Source organism: Methanoregula sp., from assembly GCF_049518935.1.
GTDB lineage: Archaea > Halobacteriota > Methanomicrobia > Methanomicrobiales > Methanospirillaceae > Methanoregula.
On the sequence record NZ_JBEKRH010000001.1, the window covers coordinates 357,845 to 379,263 of the forward strand.

A 21,419-nucleotide genomic window follows, 5' to 3' on the forward strand; every position below is an offset into this window, starting at 1 on the left:
TACAATCATCCCCCATAGAGGCAATGTCATGAAAAGTCCTGTCTATTTTGCAAACCTGCGGGCCTCTTCCGACAAGGATAGTATGGCATCCAAAGTACGACGGCTTTTTGACCGGGCCGGTTTTTCCGGAATTGTCAGCCCTCACGACAAGACCGCACTTAAACTGCACTTTGGCGAGACGGGCAATGACGGGTTCATCAGCCCGGTCTATGTCCGCCAGGTAGTAGAGAAAGTGAGAGAATGCCAGGGTATGCCGTTTCTCACGGATACGAATACCCTGTATCTCGGCAGCCGGTCCAACGCCGTGGAACATATCACGACCGCTATCCTCCACGGGTTTGATTTCGCCGTTGCCGGTGCCCCCGTGATTATAGCAGACGGGCTTACCGGGAAGAACATAAAAAAAGTGTCCATCAACAAGAAACACTTTAGTGAAGTGTCGATTGCCGGGGATATCGCAGCCGCTGACAGCATGATCGTACTCAGCCATTTCAAGGGACATATTGTCTCGGGATTCGGAGGGGCCATCAAGAACCTTGCCATGGGTTGTGCACCACCGGAAGGGAAACGGGCGCAGCACAATGCCCGTCCGTTCACGATCAGCGAAAACTGTACTGGTTGTGCTGCATGCATGAAAATCTGCCCGGAAACAGCGATCAGTATCCATGCAAAGAAATCGGTTATCGACAAGGATCTCTGCATCGGCTGTTTCGAGTGCATGCATGTCTGTCCTGAACATGCAATCGATATCGACTGGGAGACGGAGATCCCGGCCTTCATGGAGCGTATGGTGGAGTATGCGTACGGTGCTGTCGCGGGAAAACAGAATAAGGTAGGCTACATGAATTTCCTGATCCGCATCACACCGGATTGTGACTGCTTCCCGTTCAGTGATGCCCCGATCGTACCTGATATCGGGATTCTTGCTTCCATGGACCCGGTAGCGATTGATGCGGCAAGTTTCGATCTCGTCAACCAGCAGCAGGGATATTCTGACTCACTGCTGACAACACACCATCACCGGGGCGAAGACAAGTTTTCCGGTGTGCATGCCAACACGGACGGGTTCCGCCAGATACGTTACGCTGAAGAGATCGGGCTGGGACAAAGCCAGTATGAACTGATATCCCTGTAATTATTTTTTTCGTCAGAATCGATCCATTGCTTCCAGAACGGAACGAATGCCGGGAGGACAAATCCTGCGGTTCTGGTAACTGTATGCAAGTACTTATTAGGGAAGGGAATTTAAAAAGGTCTTATCGGCGGGCACTTCCACCACCGGCAGCACCTTCCTGCACTCCGAAGGTACTCCCATTAACGAAGGAGAGTTTTCATGAATCTCAGGCAGCCAAACGCAAATGAAGCAACTGGAACAGTGAACCGATCACGGAATGTTGCCCCGGTATCCGGCATCTGCACCCGTTGCATGGATGGCTGCAAAGGCAGTTGCGATATCTGGCTCTCATCGTTCCGAGGAAGGGAAGTATTGTATCCGGGCCCGTTTGGCGAGATTACGGCAGGTGCAGACAAAAATTATCCGGTGGATTACTCGCATCTCAACATTCAGGGATATGCAATAGGTGCAAAAGGATTTCCCGAAAACACCGAGGCTGGACCGGATTCGGCAGTCTTCACATCAGTAAATACGGAAACAGAGTACGGCTGGGATAAAAAGGTGAAGATGCGCCTCCCCATCTTCACCGGTGCGCTCGGATCAACGGATATCGCCCGGAACAATTGGGAACATTTTGCTGCCGGCGCTGCCATTTCCGGTATCACGATCGTCTGCGGGGAAAATGTCTGCGGCGTTGATCCGGATCTGAAACTCGACAGTACCGGGAAAGTTAGAGAATCGCCAGAGATGGATCGCCGCATCGGGGTCTACAAGAAGTACCACGAAGGTTTCGGGGAGATGCTGGTCCAGATGAATGTTGAGGATACCCGGCTCGGGACCGCGGAATATATTGCCAGCCGGCACAACTTTGAATCGATTGAGCTTAAATGGGGACAGGGGGCAAAAAGCATCGGGGGCGAAACCAAGGTCAAATCTCTCGAACGTGCCATCGAGCTCAGGACACGGGGATATATCGTTATGCCGGACCCGACGGTCCCGGAGGTCCAGGCTGCATTCAGGGCAGGTGCGATCCGGGAGTTCGAGCGCCACTCACGTCTTGGTTTCATCACCCGCGAAGGATTTTTTGAGGAGATCGACAGACTCCGGGATATCGGGTTCAAGCGGATTACCCTTAAGACGGGCGCGTATTCCATGGTCGAACTGGCAATGGCCCTGAGATTCAGTGCGGAAGCGAGAATCGATCTGCTGACGATCGACGGGGCCTCCGGAGGAACCGGGATGAGCCCGTGGCCGATGATGAACGAATGGGGTATTCCGACATTTTACCTTCAGTCACTTGCATGCGAATTTGCAGGAAAACTAGTGAAGAAAGGATACCGGGTTCCGGACCTGGCGATGGCGGGGGGATTCTCGGATGAGCCGGGCGTCTTCAAGGCGCTTGCAATGGGCAGCCCGTACTTCCGTGCAGTAGCCATGGGCCGTGGGCTCATGATCCCCGGTATGGTGGGAAAGAACATCGGGAAATGGATCAGGGATGGGGAGCTCCCGAAATCTGTCTCACGATTCGGTACCACAGTACCGGAGATCTTTGTCTGCTACGAGGAACTGAAGGAGAAATACGGGGAACATATCAACGATCTCCCCCTCGGTGCCATGGGAATTTACACCTACACTTCGAAATTCCGGACGGGACTCCAGCAGCTCATGGCAGGCAGTCGTAACTTCCGGATCTCAAGCATCACACGCAATGATCTGATGGCTCTGACAGAGGAAGCGGCCCGTGTTTCCGGCATCCAGTACGTCATGACAGCCCGATATGATGAGGCGATAAGCCAGCTGCTCGATTGAACAGGTAAAAATGCTGAAACTGGTTGTTCGCCGCTCCTTGTATTCCGGGAACCGGTAAATCTACTTTTTCTGCGAGGGTGCGATAGTAAAATTATCGAGGACCTGGAGCGCAGCCCGGGCCCCCAAGGTGGGCTGGATGGATTCAAGCCAGAGGAAGAAACCCACCTTGGGAGGAGTCGGCCGCTCGAACTTGAAATGGCCATCCTTGAGCTGGATCATCTTGTGGTACTCCTTCTTCTGTCTTGAGCGGAGGTAGATGATCAGTTCGTAGTTTGGCATATCTGTCGCAAGGATTGCCTTGGAGTAGTACCGGGAGAACTCCTCGTACTCGATCTTCTTTCCCCGCACCAGGAAACCATAGTTGTCGCAAACGGATTTGATGGCCGGGGGGAAGAGCCCGCCATAGAGGACTTTCTTCACCAGCTGGCCGGTCTGATCCGTGATTTCAGGGCGGACCGGGCCGGAGGCCCGGGCAATCTCCGTGAAGATCCTGTTCTTCACATCATCATGATATGACTTGTAGTCGAACGGGTGTTTAAGGGGAATACTCGTTGCCGGGATCAACTTGGAATGGTTCTCCGGCAGGTTATAGAGGATGCGGGGGCGGTAGTGCTTGACGAGCGATTTGATCTGCTCGCAGGAACTGGTGTGGATGATGGCATTGGTCCGGTCCTTTGCAAGCCGCTTCACTACGGAATAATTCGAGAGATCGAACGAGGAGACCAGCAGGAAGGGCGTGATCTTCTGGCCATAGAGATAGCCGAGCAGTTTCTTCTTGTAGGCAATCTCGACTTCGAACTCCTTGAGGTCCGAGGGGGACGTGACAACTTCGGCAAAGGCTACGTGATTGTCGGCATCAACAAGCATCAGATCAAATTCGGCAAGATCCTGTCCGTTCCCCCGAACCGTCATATCACCATATTTTGAATAAAAGAGACCGTTCTGCCCGATACGGACGTCCTCCCGCTTCTTTGGGGCATCCGCGCCTTTCATCGCGAGGTATTTTATCGTGCCCGATTTTTTGGAGATATCGAGGAACATCTCGTAGACGATCGCTTCAAACCAGCGGCCTTCCGCGGTTCGCATCGGTTCGATATCCGGCGAGAACAATTTCTTTCGCTCGATCTTGTTCATGTGCCGCGTGGCATTGAGTGCGATCATCGCGTTGGGTTTGAAATGCTGGAAATTGGTATTCAGCCACGGGATCATAATAGTAGTAAAGAAATTCTGCCGTTATAGTAGATAACAATCTGCTTTGCCAACCATTCCGGTCACAGCAGGCGCAGTGGAAAGACCCCTGGATCGGGGAACATCCAACAACAGCTGGCAGAAACAGCAGGCAGAATCGTGATGCATTCCTAAAAATGATCTCTTGGAGAGAGGGGCCGGTTAAACATCGGTCTCCCCGGTCCGGATCCTGATCGACTTCTCCACTGGGAGAACAAAGATCTTCCCGTCACCGATCTTCCCGGTGCGGGCAGATTCGGAGATCGTCATTATAACACCGTCAACTTCAGTATCCCGGACCACGATCTCGATCTGGGTCTTTGGCAGGAGATCGACCGTCATCAGGCCGCCACGGTATTCGAGGGTAATCCCTTTCTGCTCGCCCCGCCCTTTCACTTCCGTTATGGTCATGCCGTTGAAGCCTTTGTCCTCGAGTGCTTTCTTAACGAACTCGAACCGTTCCGGTTTGATGATTGCCTTAACCATTTTCATTGCTGTTTCACCCGTTCAGGTCCGCTCCCCATGCTGGGAGATGCCGGGACCTGCGTATTCTTCTTCCGTGACTCGCAGACCGAGGGCTTTGTCCACCAGGATTGCAAGGATGTATGTTAGGACAAACGCGTAGATAAGTGCTGCGAAGGCACCAGTCGCATTGGCAATAAACAGATATGCAGTACCCTCACGAAGTCCAAGAAGATACAGGCACGATACAGGGAAAAAAAGAGAGAATTAGTAGGTGGACAGGTAGCGGTCCAGTTCCCACTGGTGAACCGTGAGCCTGAACGCATCGGTTTCGGCTTCCGCGATGTTGGAGAGGGTTTCCACGATGTGGGCGCCCAGAGCATTGCAGATTACTTCGTCCTTTAAGAGTGCGACCTGGGCATCTGCAAGGCTGCCGGGGAGCATGTCGATCTTCATCTTCTTCCGGTCCTTTGCACTCAGATGATAGATGTTGGTGTTGGTCGGCTCGGGGGGCATGATCTTATTCTTGATGCCGTCGAGACCTGCTGCGAGGAGGCAGGCGAAGGTGAGGTACGGGTTGCACATCGGATCCGGGCTCCGGAATTCCGCACGTGTGCTGTTGCCGCGTGCAGCGGGGATACGGATCTGGGCGGACCGGTTGGTCGTGCTCCACGAGATGTAGCAGGGGGCTTCGTAACCGGGGACGAGCCTCTTGTACGAGTTGATGGTCGGGTTTGCGACCCTGGTGATTGCCTTTGCGTGCTTTAAGAGACCACCAATGTAGTAGATACAGGTATCGGAGAGGCCATCCTTTGCATTTGCATCGAAGAACGCATTCTTGCCGCCTTTGGCGAGGGAGCCGTGGGTGTGCATACCGCTGCCGTTGATGCCGCCGATCGGCTTTGCCATGAACGACGCGTGGAGCCCGTGCTTGAGCGCGATGGCCTTTGTTGCGAACTTGAAGGTCATGGCACGGTCAGCGGTGGTGAGTGCATCGGCATACTTGAAGTCGATCTCGTGCTGGCTTGCGGCGACTTCGTGGTGGGACATCTCGATCTCGAGTCCCATGCTCTTGAGTGCCAGGACGATCTCGCGGCGGACGTCTTCTGCCTTGTCGTTCGGGGCAAGGTCGAAGTAGCAACCCTGGTCAGCGAACTGGGTCGTCGGCTTTCCGTCAACGAGGTTGAAGAGGAAGAACTCGAGCTCGGGGCCGGTGTTGAAGGTGTATCCCATCTTTGCGGCTTCCGCCATCTGCCTCTTGAGGACATATCTCGGATCGCCTTCGAACGGCTTGTTACCGTACGTATATACGTCGCACATGAACCGGGCAACCTTGCCTTCCTGGGGTCTCCATGGCAGGACCTGATAGGATGACGGATCTGCCTTGAGGAGCATGTCGGACTCTTCAATCCGGGTGAAACCCTCGATCGAAGATCCGTCAAACCAGGTTCCCTCTGTCAGGGATTTCTCGGCATAGTCGGCCGGGATTGCCGCATTTTTCGGGATACCCGGAACATCGCAAAACTGAAGCCTGATGAATTTGACATCATCGGCTGCAATTTTCTTGAGCAACTTGGATACGTCTGCTGACATAATGGAAAAAAGGTTCCACCCAATTACATTTATATTTTCTGAACCAAGCTTAGAGAAGAATGCTCACATTCAATTTCCATTACGTTTTACTACTATAGATCGATCCGATTTGTGATATCATGTGCGGAATAATTGGAGTCATCGATAAACGCCGTCAGTACATGGATGGCAGCGGCATACGGAACGCGTTAGCGTTGATGAACGAGCGTGGAAACGGGGAAGGTGCCGGGTATGTGGCCTACGGGATTTACCCGGACTTTGCAGATTCGTACGCCCTCCATGTTTTTTTTGATAACCTTCACGAAAACAAACCTGCACTCGACCGGGAGCTCGAAAAATGGGGAACCATTGTCCACGATGAAGAAATCCCAACCTTTGCTTCAAAAATAAAAAGAGTGCACACCCCATGGCGGTACTTTTTCAAGCCGGACCCGAAGATGGCACCGGAGCAGAATACATCCGCTGATGATATCATCATGCACATCGTCATGAGCGTGAACACGACGCACAACGGCACGCTCATCTTCTCATCTGGCAAGAATCTCGGCGTATTCAAGGCATCCGGCTGGCCGGAAGAGGTCGCTGACTTCTACCGCATTCAGGATTACAAGGGCTACCTCTGGCTCGCCCACAACCGCTATCCCACCAACACTGCAGGCTGGTGGGGCGGTGCACACCCGTTCAACCTCCTTGGCTGGAGCGTTGTCCACAACGGGGAGATCACCTCTTACGGCACCAACCAGCGCTATATTGAGAGTTATGGGTACAAATGCACGATGTACACCGATACCGAAGTCGTCGCCTATCTCATTGATCTCCTGGTACGGAAACACGGTCTCTCGGAGAAGATGGCTGTACGGGCACTTGCTCCCCCATTCTGGAACGAGATCGACCGGATGCCACCAAAGGAGGAAGAACTCAACCGTGCTCTCCGTATGGCATATGGCCCGGCCCTTATGAATGGCCCGTTTGCGATCTGCGTTGCCAATGAAAATACACTGGTCGGCTTCACGGACCGTATCAAACTTCGCCCGATGGTGAGCGGCGAGCACGGCAACCGGCTCTACATCTCAAGCGAGGAAGCCGCTATCCGCAGGATTGAACCGAACATCAAAGATGTCCACATGCCAAAGGCCGGCGAGCCGGTAATCGGGAGGGTCGTGGCATGAGCATAGGCAGCATTCCCCTCCGGTTTAAAGTGGAGATCGATCCTGAACTGTGCATGCAATGCGGACGCTGCATTGAAAACTGTTCATATGGTGTTTACCGGATTGACGGCGATAAGATCCGTGTCAACTCGCGTAACTGTGTTGCCTGCCACCGTTGCACTGCGTTCTGTCCCAGAGACGCGATCAGCATCTACGAGAAGCCCACAGACTACCGGAGTCACCCGGTCTGGACACGGGAGATCCGGGAAGCGGTCTTCAACCAGGCAAAGACCGGTAAAATCATTCTCGGGGGCATGGGCAATGCCCTGCCGTACCCGATGATCTTCGACCGGCTCCTGCTCGACGCCTGCCAGGTGACGAACCCCAGCATCGATCCCCTCCGGGAGCCGATGGAACTCCGCACCTATATCGGAAAGAAGCCAGCCTCGCTTTCGATAAAGGAACACGCCGGAAAAGAAGTCGAACTCCTTACAAAACTTACTCCCAACCTCCAGATCGAGACCCCGATCATGATCGGGCACATGAGTTACGGCGCGATCAGCCTGCCGGCACAGCAGGCGCTGGCGAAAGCGGTCAGCCGTATCGGAACGTTCATGGGTACGGGTGAGGGGGGGCTTCACGAGTCGCTCTACCCATACCAGAAACACATGATCGTCCAAGTCGCTTCGGGACGGTTTGGCGTGGACATCAACTATCTCGAACGCGGGGCCGCAATCGAGATCAAGATCGGTCAAGGGGCAAAACCGGGTATCGGGGGCCATCTTCCCGGGGAGAAAGTCTGCGCTGATGTGTCCTGCACCCGGATGATCCCTGAAGGTAGCGACGCGATCAGCCCGGCACCCCACCACGATATTTACAGTATTGAGGATCTCAAACAGCTGGTCCACGGTCTGAAGGAGGCAACGGAATGGAAGAAGCCGGTCTTTGTGAAGATCGCTGCTGTCCACAATGTAGCGGCGATCGCTGCCGGGATTGCACGTTCCTCGGCCGATGCCGTGGTCATTGACGGCTTCCGTGGGGGAACCGGTGCAGCACCGGTTGTCTTCCGGGACCATGTCGGGATCCCGATCGAGGTGGCGGTCGCAAGTGTCGATGCAAAGTTGCGCAAGCAGGGAATCAGGAACGAAGTGTCCATCATCGCCAGCGGCGGTATCCGGCAGAGTGCAGATGTGGCGAAGGTCATCTGCCTCGGTGCCGATGCTGTCTATATCGGTACTTCAGCGCTCGTTGCGATGGGCTGTCGTGTCTGCGGAACCTGCAACCGGGGCGTATGTGCATGGGGTATTGCCACCCAGAAACCCGAACTGACGAAGCGTCTGGATCCTGAGACCAACGCGGTGCAGGTTGAGAACCTTATCCATGGCTGGACCCTGGAGCTCGCAGAGCTGATGGGTGCCGCCGGCATCAACAGCATTGAGAGCCTGCGCGGCAACCGCGACCGGCTCCGCGGCTACATGCTCGACGAGGGGATCCTGAATGTTCTCGATGTCAAGACTGCGGGGGCCTAAGGGATGAGCACGTTGACGATCGACGCAAAAAACCTGCATTACACGCCGCTGAACATACAGATCCGCAAGGCCATAGCCAACGGAGTGAAGGAGATAACCATCAACAACGTCCTTGGCCAGAGATTCATCGGGGACGGCCTGAGAGGTGACGACGTTACTATAACATTGAACGGGGTTCCCGGCGGCGACCTTGCGATGTTCATGAGCGGCCCGACAATCATTCTTCACGGCAACGCGGACCATGCACCCGGCAACACTATGGACAAGGGAAAAGTAATCATCCACGGCAGTGCCGGGGATGCGGTCGCTCACAGCATGCGGGGAGGAAGGGTCTATGTCCGGGACAATATCGGTTACCGGGGCGGCATTCACATGAAGCAGTACATGGAGAAACGTCCCATCCTAGTGATCGGCGGAGGTGCCCGGGCTTTCCTCGGCGAATATATGGCAGGCGGGCTTATCATCGTGCTGGGGCTCGGGGGAGTCCAGCCCATCTCGGAGCAGGGTGTGGGCAGCGGCATCCATGGGGGGGAGATCTTTGTCCGGGGCCCGGTGGACGATCTCTATCTTGGGGGTGGAACAAGACAGACGCCGGTCACCGATGAGCAGAAAGCAATGATCCGCCCCATTATCGAGGATTTCGCCAGGTCATTCGGTATTGATGCAGCACCCCTGCTTGCATCGGAATACACCCGCATCGCCGCCACAAGTGCCCGGCCGTTTGCGAGCAAATATACATGGGAGTGATTGCGATGGCAGCAAAGAGTTATCTCGATTTGAAAAGCGAGGTCTGGGATACCGGAAGATGCTCCGGGTGCGGTGCGTGCGTAGCGGTCTGTCCTGCAGACGCCTTGTTTTTTGACGAAGGGGAGATGATCACCAGTCCCCGCAGCAACGGATACTGTAAACAGGCAACGGACAGTGTCAGTTGCGGAGCCTGCTATGCAGTCTGCCCCAGGATCGGCGACCAGCCGTCCGAAACGCTTGGGAACTATCTCGAGATCGTCTCCGCCAAAGCGGTGTTTGATGTCCCCCGGAAGCAGAGCGGCGGGGCAGTGACCGCGATCCTGGCCAATGCACTGGATGAGGGTCTGATCGATGCGGTTGTGACAGTCACGGAAGACCATTGGACACTCAGGCCGTCATCGGTTGTTATCACGAAATCCGAGGTCCTCGTACAGCAGGCCGGGAGCCGGTACAGCTGGTGGGTGCCGCTCCTTGCCGCACTCAAGTACGCGATCGTAGAGAAGAAATTCAGGAAAATTGCCGTCGTGGGGGTACCCTGTGCAGTCCAGGCCGTGGACCATATACGGAAGAGCGACAACGACCTCCTCATACCGTATGCAAAGGCAATCCGGCTGGTGGTCGGGCTGTTCTGTACGGAGACATTTGATTACACGGCCCTGATACAGGGAAAACTTAAGGCGCATTACAAACTCGAACCCCACGAGATCCGGAAACTTGATGTGAAAGGCAAGCTTGAGATCCTCAAGCAGGACGGCACTATTACCATCGTCCCGCTTTCGGAACTGGAGACCTGCATCCGCAAAGGCTGCCACTTCTGCACGGATCTTACTGCGGTCCAGTCGGATCTCTCCGCTGGCGCGATCGGAAGTCCCGCAGGATCTACCACACTCATTGTACGGAACGAGACCGGCAAAGGAATGGTCGACAGTGCTGTACAACACCACAAACTCACAACCGGTGCCGGTATCGATCTGGCAGCGATTGAGAAACTGGCCTCATCAAAGATCAAGAAAAATTCCGGAAGATAACTGGAGAAAACGTCCCCATTCTTTTTTGCATAATCGTTCTCACCAGTATTCGTTTAAAATTTATGGTTTTTACATAGCACAAAATTGTTCAGATACTGTTTTCCCGATACTTCACCAGAGAACGGCCATACATAGCCTCTTGATCCAGAGATGATGTGATCACTATACGAAGGTCTGTTGAGCAGGTTGGATCGGATTTCCTTCAAGGATCCGGAAAGGTCAGAATCATAAACTATTGTATCCGGCCATGAGATAGATGAAACAGTTCTTCCCCGGGATAGCACCATATCCTTAAACCTGACAATAATCAGATACGAAACCTGGGAAACCCGGGGAATTTTCACAAATCCTTTTCATTATCAAGATATTTTCCAAAAATTACTTCAAAATTCAATTATTTACAAATAGTATTCCTTAAATACATAAAAGAGATATTGTAACTACTAACGTTCCTCACGAGGTACGGCAGCGTGTGATTCCTCATGATATCAGTCCTTCACGTAGATGATGAACAGGTTGTCCTGGACACCTGCAAACGGGTCCTTGAACGTTCCGGCAGGTTTTCTGTCGACACGGCACTGACCGCAACCCAGGCACTCCGGAAATTTCATGCTGCATCCTATGATGCCATCATCGCCGACTACCGGATGGCTGAAATCGACGGGCTGGAACTGCTGAAAATTGTACGGAAAGAGCAACCGGATCAGCCGTTTCTCATTTTTACCGGAAAAGGGAGGGAGGAAGTTGCAGCCGAAGCCTATGAACATGGCGTAGACTTTTATGTCCAGAAAGGTGGCGATCCTCTTGTCCAGTTTGCCGAGCTTGCACACAAGATCGAGAAGGCTGTTGAAAAACGCAGGGTGATGAAACAACTGGAGGAGTCAAAAGAACAGCTCCAGAATTTTGTCCGTAATTTTGAAGGGATTGCGTTTCAGTCAGACCCTGGGGGCCATTACCATTTCCTTGAAGGCAAAGTGGAGGAGATCACCGGTTATTCCATCGATGAGATCAGGGCCGGCATAATTTTGCCCGACGGGCTCGTTCATCCGGATGACCGCCGCAAATTTGAGGAGGATATCCGTCAACTGACAACCGTACCGGGTTTCCGGGTCGATTCCCCCATCCGCATTATCCATAAGGATGGCCGGATCCGCTGGCTCCAGGGAATAATTCACAATGTCTCCTCAACTGAGGGGATTGTCCTTTACATTCAGGGCGCCCTCAATGACATAACGGATCTCAAGATCGCGCAGGAAAAAATTGTTGTAAATGAGGCCAAATGGCGTTCAATCATCACCAAAGCACCGGCAATAATCACTATACTGGATAAAAGCGGTTCCATCCTCTTCATCAACAAGACACATCCACCTCACACACCGGCTTCATTCATCGGCACAAGCGCCTATGATTACCTGACACCCGACCAGAAGCCAATATTGCAGTCCGCACTCGAACGCGTCTTCAGCATAGGTGAAGTGATGCGGTTTGAGTGCTCTCACCCGCTGGGTGATACCGTGGAAGAATGGTTCACCCACCAGATCAGCCCGGTTACCTGGGATGGGGGGTTGCCGACTGCACTGATCATCTCGGTTGTAATTACGGAGCGCAAATGGCTGGAGCAGAATCTGCGGGAAAGCGAAGAGCAGTATCGGGCGATTGTCAGTGCCTCCGGAGACGGCATATCCATCATCAGTCATGAAGGCCGGATCATCTTCGATACTCCCCGGGTGTATGAGATTTTCGATATTCCCCGCGAACGGAATATTATCGGAAGTCCGGTGATGGATTATATTGATCCCTCGTTTGCCCGGATCGCAGGTGAGAGGATAGAAAAGATCCTGTCGGGAGATATCGATTCAGAACCATACGAGTACCTGCTGAGAAAAGCAGATGGTACTCCATTCTGGGGAGAACTCATCTCAAGCCCCATTCGGGATGCAACCGGAGAGATCACGAGCATATTAGTCATTATCCGGGACGTTTCCTGTCGAAAACAATCTGAGAGTAACACGAGCCGAAAATAAAAAAACGCACTTCCGGTGAATGCATTCTGGAGCGGACCGACGGGCATACGTACAGCAGATTGGATATGGTACAGCCACGCACAAAGGGAAAAAAACTATCATTCGCTCCCGTTTGCAGGACTGCAAAAACAGGATTATTTTTCCTGCAGGATGCGCACATACGGGGAGCAGCGGGAGAAAAACCCGGCAATAAAAGGGGCGAATTCCGGCAGGTAACACTCGCTCCCCCTATGCACCTGCCAGCCTGCACCAAGCGACTGGCGCACATGTTTTCCGTGGCCTACCTGCAGGAGCGAAGGGGACGCCAGTAGTTCACCAGCCCTCCGGAACTCCCGGGGCACTTCCGTTTCGTACCTCCCATTGTTGATGAAGGGGCCGGGCAGGGAGGAACTGATATGCTTGGCCCGGAATTTTTCTGCGTTGACCCTGTTCCAGACTGGGGGGCCCGAATGGCTGCGGATCACCGGCAGTTCATTGACCAGCAGCTCAAAAAGAAACATGCAGGTATTCTTTCCCATCCGGTAATGGGCATGGTGCACAGGGAATCCGTTGCGCTCAAGGTGCTCGCAGATCGCATACGTGCTGCGCTTCAGCTGCGGAACTACGATCTCCTCAATATAAGGAGGCGTGTCAAAGATGATCGCGTACAGGAAGGTTCCCCGGGCTGCAAGCAGGCCGTCCAGTTTATCCGGTGAGATCGGGCGGGGGGAGGGAGGTGTAAAGAAGACCGGTGACGGGGCATCCAGGTATCCCCGGGCAAGTTCCACAAACTCGGCCATCCGGTCAAGGGAGACCGCGGCGGCCACGTTGCGCCGGGGATCGACCGGGTCGATCACAATAAGGGGCTCATCAAACTCCTTGGCAGCATGTCCTTCCGGATCGATGAAGGTCCGGGGCTTCCATTCCGATGCGGCCAGCAGGAGCGGGGTAAATCCCCCATAACGAAGGATCAAAAGCTCGCAAAGATACCCGGAGAACCCTTCCGTCATCCCGTCAGAGCCATAGATACCGCTGGACTTGGCGAACCGTTTGAGGAGGAGGACGTCATCAATCAGGCCGTTGATCTTGTCCGTGATGTATCGCGTATGGAACGGGGTACGGTCCACGGCGCTCTGTATCCGTTCAGCGCTGGCAATATCGTAGCAGGGAACGAGATCCACATCCACATCATCGATTACGGCATTGATGTACGGATGTTCCGCGTATTTTTCATGGAAGCGGTCCGTGAACGCTGCCGCAATACTTCGGGCAAGTGCAAGACCCTGCTCTTCGAGAGCCTCACGGGGGAGTGCCGGATCAAACAGGAGGAAGACATCGAGATCCCGGTCTCCGCTGATCCAGGTATGGCGGGCAATGGACCCGACAACCATCCCCTGTGCCTTGCCGCTTCCTGCAATTGCCGCGAGAAGACGCTCGGCAATCCCACAGACATGATCTTTTTCCGCCTGTGTCGGGCGGAGGGTTGCAAGCACCTCCTCTTCATGAGGCAGCCGGCTCACCACGTCACCTCCAGTAGATCCTCGTATACGGGGCCTTGTGGGGTAAGCGTGCTCTTCTTCAGGGTAATGCCCGCGATCATGCAGCTGCCGAACTCCCGGTCACCGATCCGTTTCAGTGCGGCAAAGAGAGAAGGGTCCGGCGATTTCACCCGTGCCAGTGTTGCATGGGGAAGGAAGCGGCGGGTTTCGGATTCGCATCCCAGTGGTGTCAGGACGCGGTCAATTAAGGCAACAAGTTCAGTGCCTCTGCCCCGGTCCTCCACCGTACACCAGATCGTCTGCGGACGGCGGGGGTTGTTGAGTGTCACCTTCCCGACGGTTACCGGAAACGGGGCGAATGAAATTCCCTTGAGGGCTTCTTTCACTTTTTCAAGGGTTGACAGATCTATCTCGCCAAGAAATTTTGCCGTAATGTGGATCTGGGCTGGATCCACAAACGCCAGCCGGGCATAGCATCCGCGGAGCTGCTGCTGTGCCTCACCGATGCTCTCCCGGATCTCCCGGGATAACCCAAGCGCAATAAACGCCCTGACCATTAAGGTACTATTATTCCATTCCTCTACAAATGGTGATCGCTCTATGGGTCCGTAGGATCGGTCAGTACATAACCAAGATTTTTTTATTCACATACTGCCTATTGGATAGTTGACAGAGTGAGGGTGTTTTTTCGTGCCGAAGAAATCTCAGTTGATCGTATATTCGCTTGAATATTGCCCGAATTGCGAAATTCTCAAGACATTCCTGAAGAAAGCGGGGCATCCGTTTGACGAGCGCGACCTGTCCAGTGCAGAGTCCCTGACCGAACTGCGGGTCAATGGTGTATTCGTGAACGAGGCCCCGGTCCTCCAGCGCAACGAGGATTTCTTTACCTCCGCGGATCTGTTTCCCTCCGGCAAACTCGATGCAGAACACCTGTCCAGACTCTTAAAAGGTGAATAATGCCCAAACGGGAGACTCGGCAGAAGACGATTTTTGGTGCCTATACACCAACGCTCCCTCCGGTTAGAACAACTGACGGGCATATTATCGAATGGGACCGCAACCGGATCGCCCACCAGATTGTTGAGGAAACAAAACTCGTTGAGACATTCTACGGGTACAAGGGAGCAAGCGAAGAGACCGCGCAGGAGATCGCACTTGAAGTTGAGAACCGGATCAAGAACATGGGACTCAAGTCGCTCTCAGGCCCGCTCATCCGTGAGATCGTTAACATCACCCTCCTTGAAAAAGGGATGATACAGTACCGGAATGTCTCGACCAGGGTCGGCACACCGGTCTTTGACGCGCATCAGATCGATGTCGGGAAGGGATTTGAGGCTCATGACAATGCGAACCTGCAGGAGAACGCAGAGACTTCCCATAAGAAGAAGGCAGACAAGATCTCAAAGGAGCAGTACCTGCTCCAGCTCCCTCCGACTCTTGCAGATCATCACCTCTCGGGCGAGATGCATATCCATGATCTCGAGTATTTCGGTACCCGCCCGTTCTGCCAGGACTGGGACCTGCGATACTTCTTCTATTACGGCCTGATGCCGGATGGCAATGGTACGAAAGCCTCGGTTGCCGGCCCGGCAAAACGGGCAGAAGTGGCGATCCTCCATGCGGTCAAGGCCCTCGGCTCCGCCCAGACCAATTTTGCCGGCGGGCAGGGGTACTACAACTTCCTCACCTTCCTTGCACCGTTTTGTGAGGGGATGAACTACGAAGAGATCAAGCAGCTGGTCCAGATGTTCGTGTACGAGATGACACAGATGATGGTGGCCCGTGGGGGCCAGCTGGTCTTCTCATCCATCCAGCTCTCACCGGGTGTCCCGGCCCTCTGGCACGATAAGCCCTGTGTCTATAAGGGAAAGATCTGGGACGGGCACATGGCCCCGCTCCGGACGTATGGTGAATTCGAGCGCGAAGTCCGGCTGCTCTTCAAGGCGCTCATGGACGTGATGCTCGAAGGCGATTACTGGGGAAAGCCGTTCAACTTCCCGAAGCCCGAGATCTCGATAGAACCCGAGTTTATGCACGAAAAAGAGGAATTCAACCGGAAAAACCCTGATCTCCCCACGTACCAGGACCTGTACCTGATGACGTTTGAGCTCGCCTCCAAATTCGGTACCCCGTATTACGACAACCAGCTTCCTGCCTATCGCGGGGCCGGAAAAGGAATCTCCTGCTACCAGTGCTGTGCCTACCAGTTCTCGACCGTTGCCGACAAGGATTCCGAGTTTGACAAAAAAATGGTCTTTGAAGACGGCCGGCATTTCTCGATGGGGTCATGGCAGGTAGTTTCAGTCAACTGCCCGCGTGCTGCCTATAACGCCGAAGGGGACGATACCCGGCTCTTTGCAGAACTCAAGAAACTTATGGATGTAGCAGTTGAGATATTCAGGATCAAGCGCAGGTGGATGGACCTGATACGGGCAAACAGCCGGATGCCATTTGCCATGCAGCGCCCAAAAGACCCGAACACCGGAGAACGCGGGGCGCTTGCCGTGGATCTGGAAGGGCTCGTATACACGATTGGGGTCGTTGGGGTCAACGAGATGGTGCAGCACCATACCGGCAAGCAGCTCCACGAATCAAGGGAAGCATTCAAGCTCGCAATCCGTGCAATGACCGAGATGGAACTCTATGGACGCGAGCTCTCAAAGAAGAACAACATGACCATCGCCCTTGCCCGCACACCCGCTGAGACTACGGGTCAGAGGTTTGCCGTTGCTGACCTGCTCGACCGCCGTTATCATGATTTTGCAAAGGAGGTGATTAAGGGGGACCTGAAGTACAGCCTCCCGCAGCTGGGCAGGAGCCGTGACCTGCCGATCTATTACACAAACGGTACCCACGTGGCCCCCGGGGCAGATGTCCCGCTGACAAAACGGATGGAGATCGAACATGTCTTCTTCCCGATAGTTGATGGCGGCAACATATTCCACATCTGGCTTGGCGAGGCACGCCCGGACCCGAGGGGACTCATGGACATGGCAATGAAACTCTGCCGGAATACCCAGATCGGGTACTTCGCATTCACTCGTGACATCACGGTCTCGCTCCGCCAGTTCCACGAGATGCGCAAAGACAAGGAACCGATCAGCGAATGGACCCCGTCAGACTTCCCGGTAAAAGCCTGATGTAAGATCATTCGTAAACCCTTTTTTTCCCCTTTTGTGAACGTCAACGATTCGGAGCCCTCGGGATCTCCAGTTCTGGAAACGGTATGTTTTTCACCTCACTCGATCACGATAGTCTATGAAGTATCTGGAAGTTTGCCTTGCTCTGGGCCTGATCATGCTTGTTGCAGTCGCCGGCTGTACCGGGCCATCTGCCCCCGCACCGGCAAAAACTCCGCCACAGACAACGGATGTAGTCGTCACTACCCTCCCACCAGCAACCATCGCAACCACCGCTGCACCGACACTCACACCTGAACCGTTCCCGGGTGCCCTACCGCTCAATGCAGTCGCCCTGTTTGGCAATGGCACCAAGTGGACAACCGATATCACCGTGTACAAAGTCTGGATCAACGACACGTACCAATGGTGGAGCCCGGATGACAACCGGTACTATACACAGGTCGCACCGACAGGGAAAAAGTACCTCATCGCCTTCGTCGATATGGTGAACCGGGGGACCGACCGTGCACCGCTGCCGCCACAGGCCAACCTGGGCATCATCTACGCCTCCGCAACCATATCCCCTGATCCCGGCCACATCCTGCCGAACCAGAAGGCGGATTCCCCTCCGAGTATCATACGGATTGGCGAGATCGAGTTCGTGAAAAAGATGTATGCGTCTGAATATGTCGAGGACTTCGGATATTCCCATGGTCAGAAACTCGGGTATATCACACCCGGGGAGAGCAATGCTGTTGACGGGTACATTGTCTATGAAGTACCTGCAACACTGACACCGCAGACTTCGTATCTGAGGATTGTGCTGCCGGGTCAGGATCCGGCGATCTGGATACTCGGGTAAAACAGGACTCTGCAGAGAACGCAGGAAGGACGCTGTCCTGATGGGACAGAGATCAGTTCCACTATTTTTTAGTAGTTTTCGTGTCTGAATATTCTGTATGCGGATGAGAAAACAAACCCACTGCAGGGGGAGTATTTCCAAGGATACCAGAAATAGCAGGAATGCAAGGATACCAGCGCAGGAGGACAGAGCTATTAAAATGCTTCCGATCATGATCCTTGGCGTGGCATTGGTGCTGCTCACAGCAACAGCGGGCTGTACCGGAACAAATTCCCCGGTCGTTAAAACAATTCTGCCATCAACAATAACCGTACCGGTCTCTGTTGTACCAACAACAACTGCCCAGCTGACGCTAACCTCAACACCGGACCCCTTTCCTCATGCACTCACGCTCAAACAGGTATTCCCATTCGGGAACGGCAGCGTTGCAAGCGAGGGAACCGTGTACCGGTACTGGATAAACGAAACATATCATTGGCTTGACAATCTTGACAACCATTATTATACTGCTCCCGAGCAACCAATGCCGGGATACAAGTATCTCTTCATCTTCGTGCGCATGGAAAACATCGGGACTACCCGCGTCTGGTATCCACCTGCAACAATTATCGCCGTACACTATAACGGGAATACGTACTGGCCTGATTCCTCTCATTACCTTCCGGACAAGGCAACCGATGAAAAAGATACGCCGGTCCTGATCCAGGAGGTCCAGTATTTCCAGAAACTGGACGGATCAGAATATGTCGAGGATTTCGGTTATTCGCATGGTACACATCCGGATTTCCTCTACCCGGGGGCGAGCAATGCACTGGATGGTTACATCATATACATAGTTCCCGATTCCCTCTCGGCAAACGATACGTACGTTGATATTCCCTTCAATGACCAGGACCGGGGCATCTGGAAACTTGCGTAAAACGAACCACCGTAAACAAATAAAAAAAATCAGAGATCCTTATTCTTTTTAAGGGAGATGTCCATTACCCCCCGGTGAATCCGGTAATAGCTGTGGATACGATCGACCGGATGATCCAGCATGATCGTGGTCGTTTTCCCATCCACGATAATCCGTACGCAGGTGATCTCGATATCCGCAATGGGTGCGTTTTTCGGGTCAGCCGGCAACTTCGCCGTTATAAAGAGATCCGTATCGGTTTCCACGACCTCATAGGGTATCTCATCGTCATCGTCCTGCATGCCAGCATGGAACATCTCCGGATCTCCGCTGTTTGCCTGACGGGTGATGATCGTATATCCCACAATGCGTGCATGCTGGCTTTCAGGCATATTCTTTACGATATCCTCTACGATCTTTGCGAGGTTGTTGAACACATCATCGTAGGGGCCGGTTGGGTTATTCTGCATGAATACCTCCGAGTGAATATAAGTCGTTATGGTGTTCTACGATTCCGCGCCTCTCAAATTCCCTCACAATATCCGACAGCCGGGTTTTCGGTATGCCGGTGACCTGCTCCAGATCGGCAATTGCGAGGGGGTGGTGGGAGAGTGCGATGATTACACTAATCTCTCGTTCGCTTCTGAATAAATCCTTATGGTTGTGGGCAAGATCGGTGATCTTCATCTCGATATCGTGGTTGATCTGCTCAAGGTTTTCAAGGATCTGGTCGTGGGCCCTGATCATGCGCCTCAGCATGGCGACGGTCCGCCTGAGTGATGCAGCCTGTTTCGTTTCTTCCGGTTCTGGCTCGCTGATAATCCGGAGGCCCTTTAGACTGACATCGATCAGGATGTCATTTGCCAGGTAGTAGTATTTCCGGCGCCGTTCATCCATCTCGCAGGAAAGGATCTCCTCCCGCTCCATCATCTGGAGGTGATCGATCACTGCCTTTGGCGAGAGCACGAGGGTCTCGGATATCTCGGTGACAAAACAGGGCTTCTGCCGGAGCAGGTCAATGATCCGCCGCCGGTTGCGATTACCGAGGATATCGAGCAACCGGGCTACCTCAGCAGCGTCATTCATGTTTACAAAACGTTAGTGTGGGGGATATTTAAATGGATTGTTTGGGGGTTCTGATAGGATGGCGGTTGATTGATAAGTTTTGATGCTTGTGATAAGTAGCGGTTGGTGATAAAAAATATATGACGTGGTAATACTGCAAGATAAGATAGGCAAGGTGGGTACGACAATGGCAAGGCTCTATCTATAAATAGAGTAAGTAATTCCTGAATTATTGTATGGTAGCACACAAAGAGATTCTTCATGCGGCAAGATTGATTGCTGAAGTTAAGGGTATAGATGAGATAACAATTGATGAAATATTTGGAGTTATGCAACAAGCAGGCTCCACTCATCCTATTACAGATGTAAGAACAGAAATGCGAAGATGTTGTAAAGGTAGCCCAAAACATCATTACACAACTTACGAATATTTTGAAGAGATCGGGAATGAAAATGGCAGATACAATTTGATTAAAAAATAATTATTTTGTCGCCGCCAACCCGATTCATCGCTTCCCCGCCCGAACTTGAGTGAGACTGTTACAGATCCACGTGGGGCTGTCTTCCGCTGACTCAACGAGGTCTCCCGCTTCCTTCAGCCGTCCGATATGGTGATGAATTGATGAATGGCTTTAAAGACAATTCCTTCGCAGGTTCGGCACTGGTTTTTTTTCCTGAAAATTTTATTTCCGGATTTCCCAAAAATTTTTTCCGGAAATATTTTCCGGAACATTTCGAAAAAAAATTTCCGGAATTTTTTAGAATCTTTCCGGAAAAAATTCGGAAAAAATCCGGTCCATGAAAAATATTTTTCAAAAACTTTTTTGTAAAAAAATTTTCCAAAATATTCCCGGCCCGGTTACAACAAACCCGGCACCGGAATCCCCGCACCTCACACCGTAAACCCCGTCCAGAAACCACCCCCCGGACCCTCATTTTTTCGGTTTCAGACCATCCCCAATCCGGGCCCTATACGTGCCCCGATTCCCCATTTTCCCGTAACGGAGCCCTATACGCGCCCGGATTAGGATCCGCCGACCCCCGGTTTGGTGCGAAAGTCCTGGAAGATTTTGCCAAACAGGGGGTCCGGATGATCGTTTCACGTCGGCAAACGACGAACAGTTGATAGTTATCCGACGTAAATCTGCAATCCTGCGGCCGTACCCGTAAGGTCCAAAACAGGGGTTCTTTTCATTTTCCCATACAAAAGCCTGATCAGAAGGAGATCGGCCATCCAAATTGCGTCTATTAGCGCACGTTTGGATCTTCGACGGAGAAATTTCAATCCGGGCCCGTATCGCCCGGGAAAA

20 protein-coding genes are annotated in these 21,419 nt (G+C 53.1%); 12 read left to right on the forward strand and 8 right to left on the reverse strand.

Annotation, left to right across the window (positions count from 1 at the left end; all coding sequences use genetic code 11):
• The first annotated feature begins 28 nt into the window (after positions 1–28).
• Complete coding sequence (locus ABSE13_RS01730) at positions 29–1,135, forward strand: DUF362 domain-containing protein (protein WP_424026751.1); 1,107 nt, start codon at positions 29–31, stop codon at positions 1,133–1,135.
• Positions 1,136–1,333: 198 nt separating this feature from the next.
• Positions 1,334–2,923 carry an FMN-binding glutamate synthase family protein gene (locus ABSE13_RS01735; RefSeq protein ID WP_424026752.1) on the forward strand — a complete coding sequence of 530 codons (1,590 nt, stop codon included), beginning with the start codon at positions 1,334–1,336 and terminating at the stop codon, positions 2,921–2,923.
• 60 nt (positions 2,924–2,983) lie between these two features.
• Here ABSE13_RS01735 and ABSE13_RS01740 read toward each other — a convergent pair whose 3' ends face one another.
• From ABSE13_RS01740 to glnA, 4 genes are all read right to left on the reverse strand, one after another.
• Complete coding sequence (locus ABSE13_RS01740; protein WP_424026753.1) at positions 2,984–4,132, reverse strand: hypothetical protein; 1,149 nt, start codon at positions 4,130–4,132, stop codon at positions 2,984–2,986.
• 180 nt (positions 4,133–4,312) lie between these two features.
• Complete coding sequence (locus ABSE13_RS01745; protein WP_424026754.1) at positions 4,313–4,642, reverse strand: P-II family nitrogen regulator; 330 nt, start codon at positions 4,640–4,642, stop codon at positions 4,313–4,315.
• 15 nt (positions 4,643–4,657) lie between these two features.
• Positions 4,658–4,852, reverse strand: a complete 195-nt coding sequence (locus ABSE13_RS01750) for a hypothetical protein (RefSeq protein WP_424026796.1) — start codon at positions 4,850–4,852, stop codon at positions 4,658–4,660.
• A gap of 27 nt (positions 4,853–4,879) precedes the next feature.
• On the reverse strand, positions 4,880–6,205 hold the full coding sequence (gene glnA / locus ABSE13_RS01755) for a type I glutamate--ammonia ligase (protein WP_424026755.1): 1,326 nt from the start codon (positions 6,203–6,205) through the stop codon (positions 4,880–4,882).
• A 119-nt stretch (positions 6,206–6,324) separates the two neighbouring features.
• Between glnA and ABSE13_RS01760 the strand changes: the two genes are divergently transcribed.
• The 5 genes from ABSE13_RS01760 (at position 6,325) to ABSE13_RS01780 (ending at position 12,681) form a co-directional block, all read left to right on the forward strand.
• Positions 6,325–7,374 (forward strand): class II glutamine amidotransferase, encoded by a 1,050-nt coding sequence (locus ABSE13_RS01760; RefSeq protein WP_424026756.1) that lies wholly within the window; start codon positions 6,325–6,327, stop codon positions 7,372–7,374.
• On the forward strand, positions 7,371–8,882 hold the full coding sequence (locus ABSE13_RS01765) for a glutamate synthase-related protein (RefSeq protein ID WP_424026757.1): 1,512 nt from the start codon (positions 7,371–7,373) through the stop codon (positions 8,880–8,882). Before ABSE13_RS01760 ends, ABSE13_RS01765 begins: the two co-directional genes overlap by 4 nt.
• 3 nt (positions 8,883–8,885) lie before the next feature.
• Positions 8,886–9,629 carry a GltB/FmdC/FwdC-like GXGXG domain-containing protein gene (locus ABSE13_RS01770; RefSeq protein WP_424026758.1) on the forward strand — a complete coding sequence of 248 codons (744 nt, stop codon included), beginning with the start codon at positions 8,886–8,888 and terminating at the stop codon, positions 9,627–9,629.
• Positions 9,630–9,634: 5 nt separating this feature from the next.
• Positions 9,635–10,657: a Coenzyme F420 hydrogenase/dehydrogenase, beta subunit C-terminal domain gene (locus ABSE13_RS01775; RefSeq protein WP_424026759.1), complete on the forward strand. Its 1,023-nt coding sequence runs from the start codon at positions 9,635–9,637 to the stop codon at positions 10,655–10,657.
• Positions 10,658–11,139: 482 nt separating this feature from the next.
• Positions 11,140–12,681, forward strand: a complete 1,542-nt coding sequence (locus ABSE13_RS01780) for a PAS domain-containing protein (protein WP_424026760.1) — start codon at positions 11,140–11,142, stop codon at positions 12,679–12,681.
• 134 nt (positions 12,682–12,815) lie between these two features.
• Here ABSE13_RS01780 and cca read toward each other — a convergent pair whose 3' ends face one another.
• Together cca and thpR are read right to left on the reverse strand one after the other, a co-directional pair.
• Complete coding sequence (cca, locus tag ABSE13_RS01785; protein WP_424026761.1) at positions 12,816–14,183, reverse strand: CCA tRNA nucleotidyltransferase; 1,368 nt, start codon at positions 14,181–14,183, stop codon at positions 12,816–12,818.
• Entirely contained in the window at positions 14,177–14,716 is a 540-nt protein-coding gene (gene thpR, locus ABSE13_RS01790) for an RNA 2',3'-cyclic phosphodiesterase (RefSeq protein WP_424026762.1), read from the reverse strand. The genes cca and thpR overlap by 7 nt, the downstream gene beginning before the upstream one ends.
• Positions 14,717–14,849: 133 nt before the next feature.
• Between thpR and ABSE13_RS01795 the strand changes: the two genes are divergently transcribed.
• The 4 genes from ABSE13_RS01795 to ABSE13_RS01810 all read left to right on the forward strand — a co-directional run bounded on the left by ABSE13_RS01795 (position 14,850) and on the right by ABSE13_RS01810 (position 19,065).
• Positions 14,850–15,119 (forward strand): glutaredoxin family protein, encoded by a 270-nt coding sequence (locus tag ABSE13_RS01795; RefSeq protein WP_424026763.1) that lies wholly within the window; start codon positions 14,850–14,852, stop codon positions 15,117–15,119.
• Complete coding sequence (gene nrdD, locus ABSE13_RS01800) at positions 15,119–17,302, forward strand: anaerobic ribonucleoside-triphosphate reductase (protein ID WP_424026764.1); 2,184 nt, start codon at positions 15,119–15,121, stop codon at positions 17,300–17,302. The genes ABSE13_RS01795 and nrdD overlap by 1 nt, the downstream gene beginning before the upstream one ends.
• 118 nt (positions 17,303–17,420) lie before the next feature.
• Positions 17,421–18,146 (forward strand): hypothetical protein, encoded by a 726-nt coding sequence (locus ABSE13_RS01805; protein ID WP_424026765.1) that lies wholly within the window; start codon positions 17,421–17,423, stop codon positions 18,144–18,146.
• 199 nt (positions 18,147–18,345) lie between these two features.
• Complete coding sequence (locus ABSE13_RS01810) at positions 18,346–19,065, forward strand: hypothetical protein (RefSeq protein WP_424026766.1); 720 nt, start codon at positions 18,346–18,348, stop codon at positions 19,063–19,065.
• A gap of 29 nt (positions 19,066–19,094) precedes the next feature.
• Here ABSE13_RS01810 and ABSE13_RS01815 read toward each other — a convergent pair whose 3' ends face one another.
• Complete coding sequence (locus tag ABSE13_RS01815) at positions 19,095–19,514, reverse strand: hypothetical protein (RefSeq protein WP_424026767.1); 420 nt, start codon at positions 19,512–19,514, stop codon at positions 19,095–19,097.
• Positions 19,504–20,130 (reverse strand): ArsR/SmtB family transcription factor, encoded by a 627-nt coding sequence (locus ABSE13_RS01820; RefSeq protein WP_424026768.1) that lies wholly within the window; start codon positions 20,128–20,130, stop codon positions 19,504–19,506. Before ABSE13_RS01820 ends, ABSE13_RS01815 begins: the two co-directional genes overlap by 11 nt.
• A gap of 215 nt (positions 20,131–20,345) precedes the next feature.
• Between ABSE13_RS01820 and ABSE13_RS01825 the strand changes: the two genes are divergently transcribed.
• Positions 20,346–20,591: a hypothetical protein gene (locus ABSE13_RS01825; RefSeq protein ID WP_424026769.1), complete on the forward strand. Its 246-nt coding sequence runs from the start codon at positions 20,346–20,348 to the stop codon at positions 20,589–20,591.
• Positions 20,592–21,419: the final 828 nt, after the last annotated feature.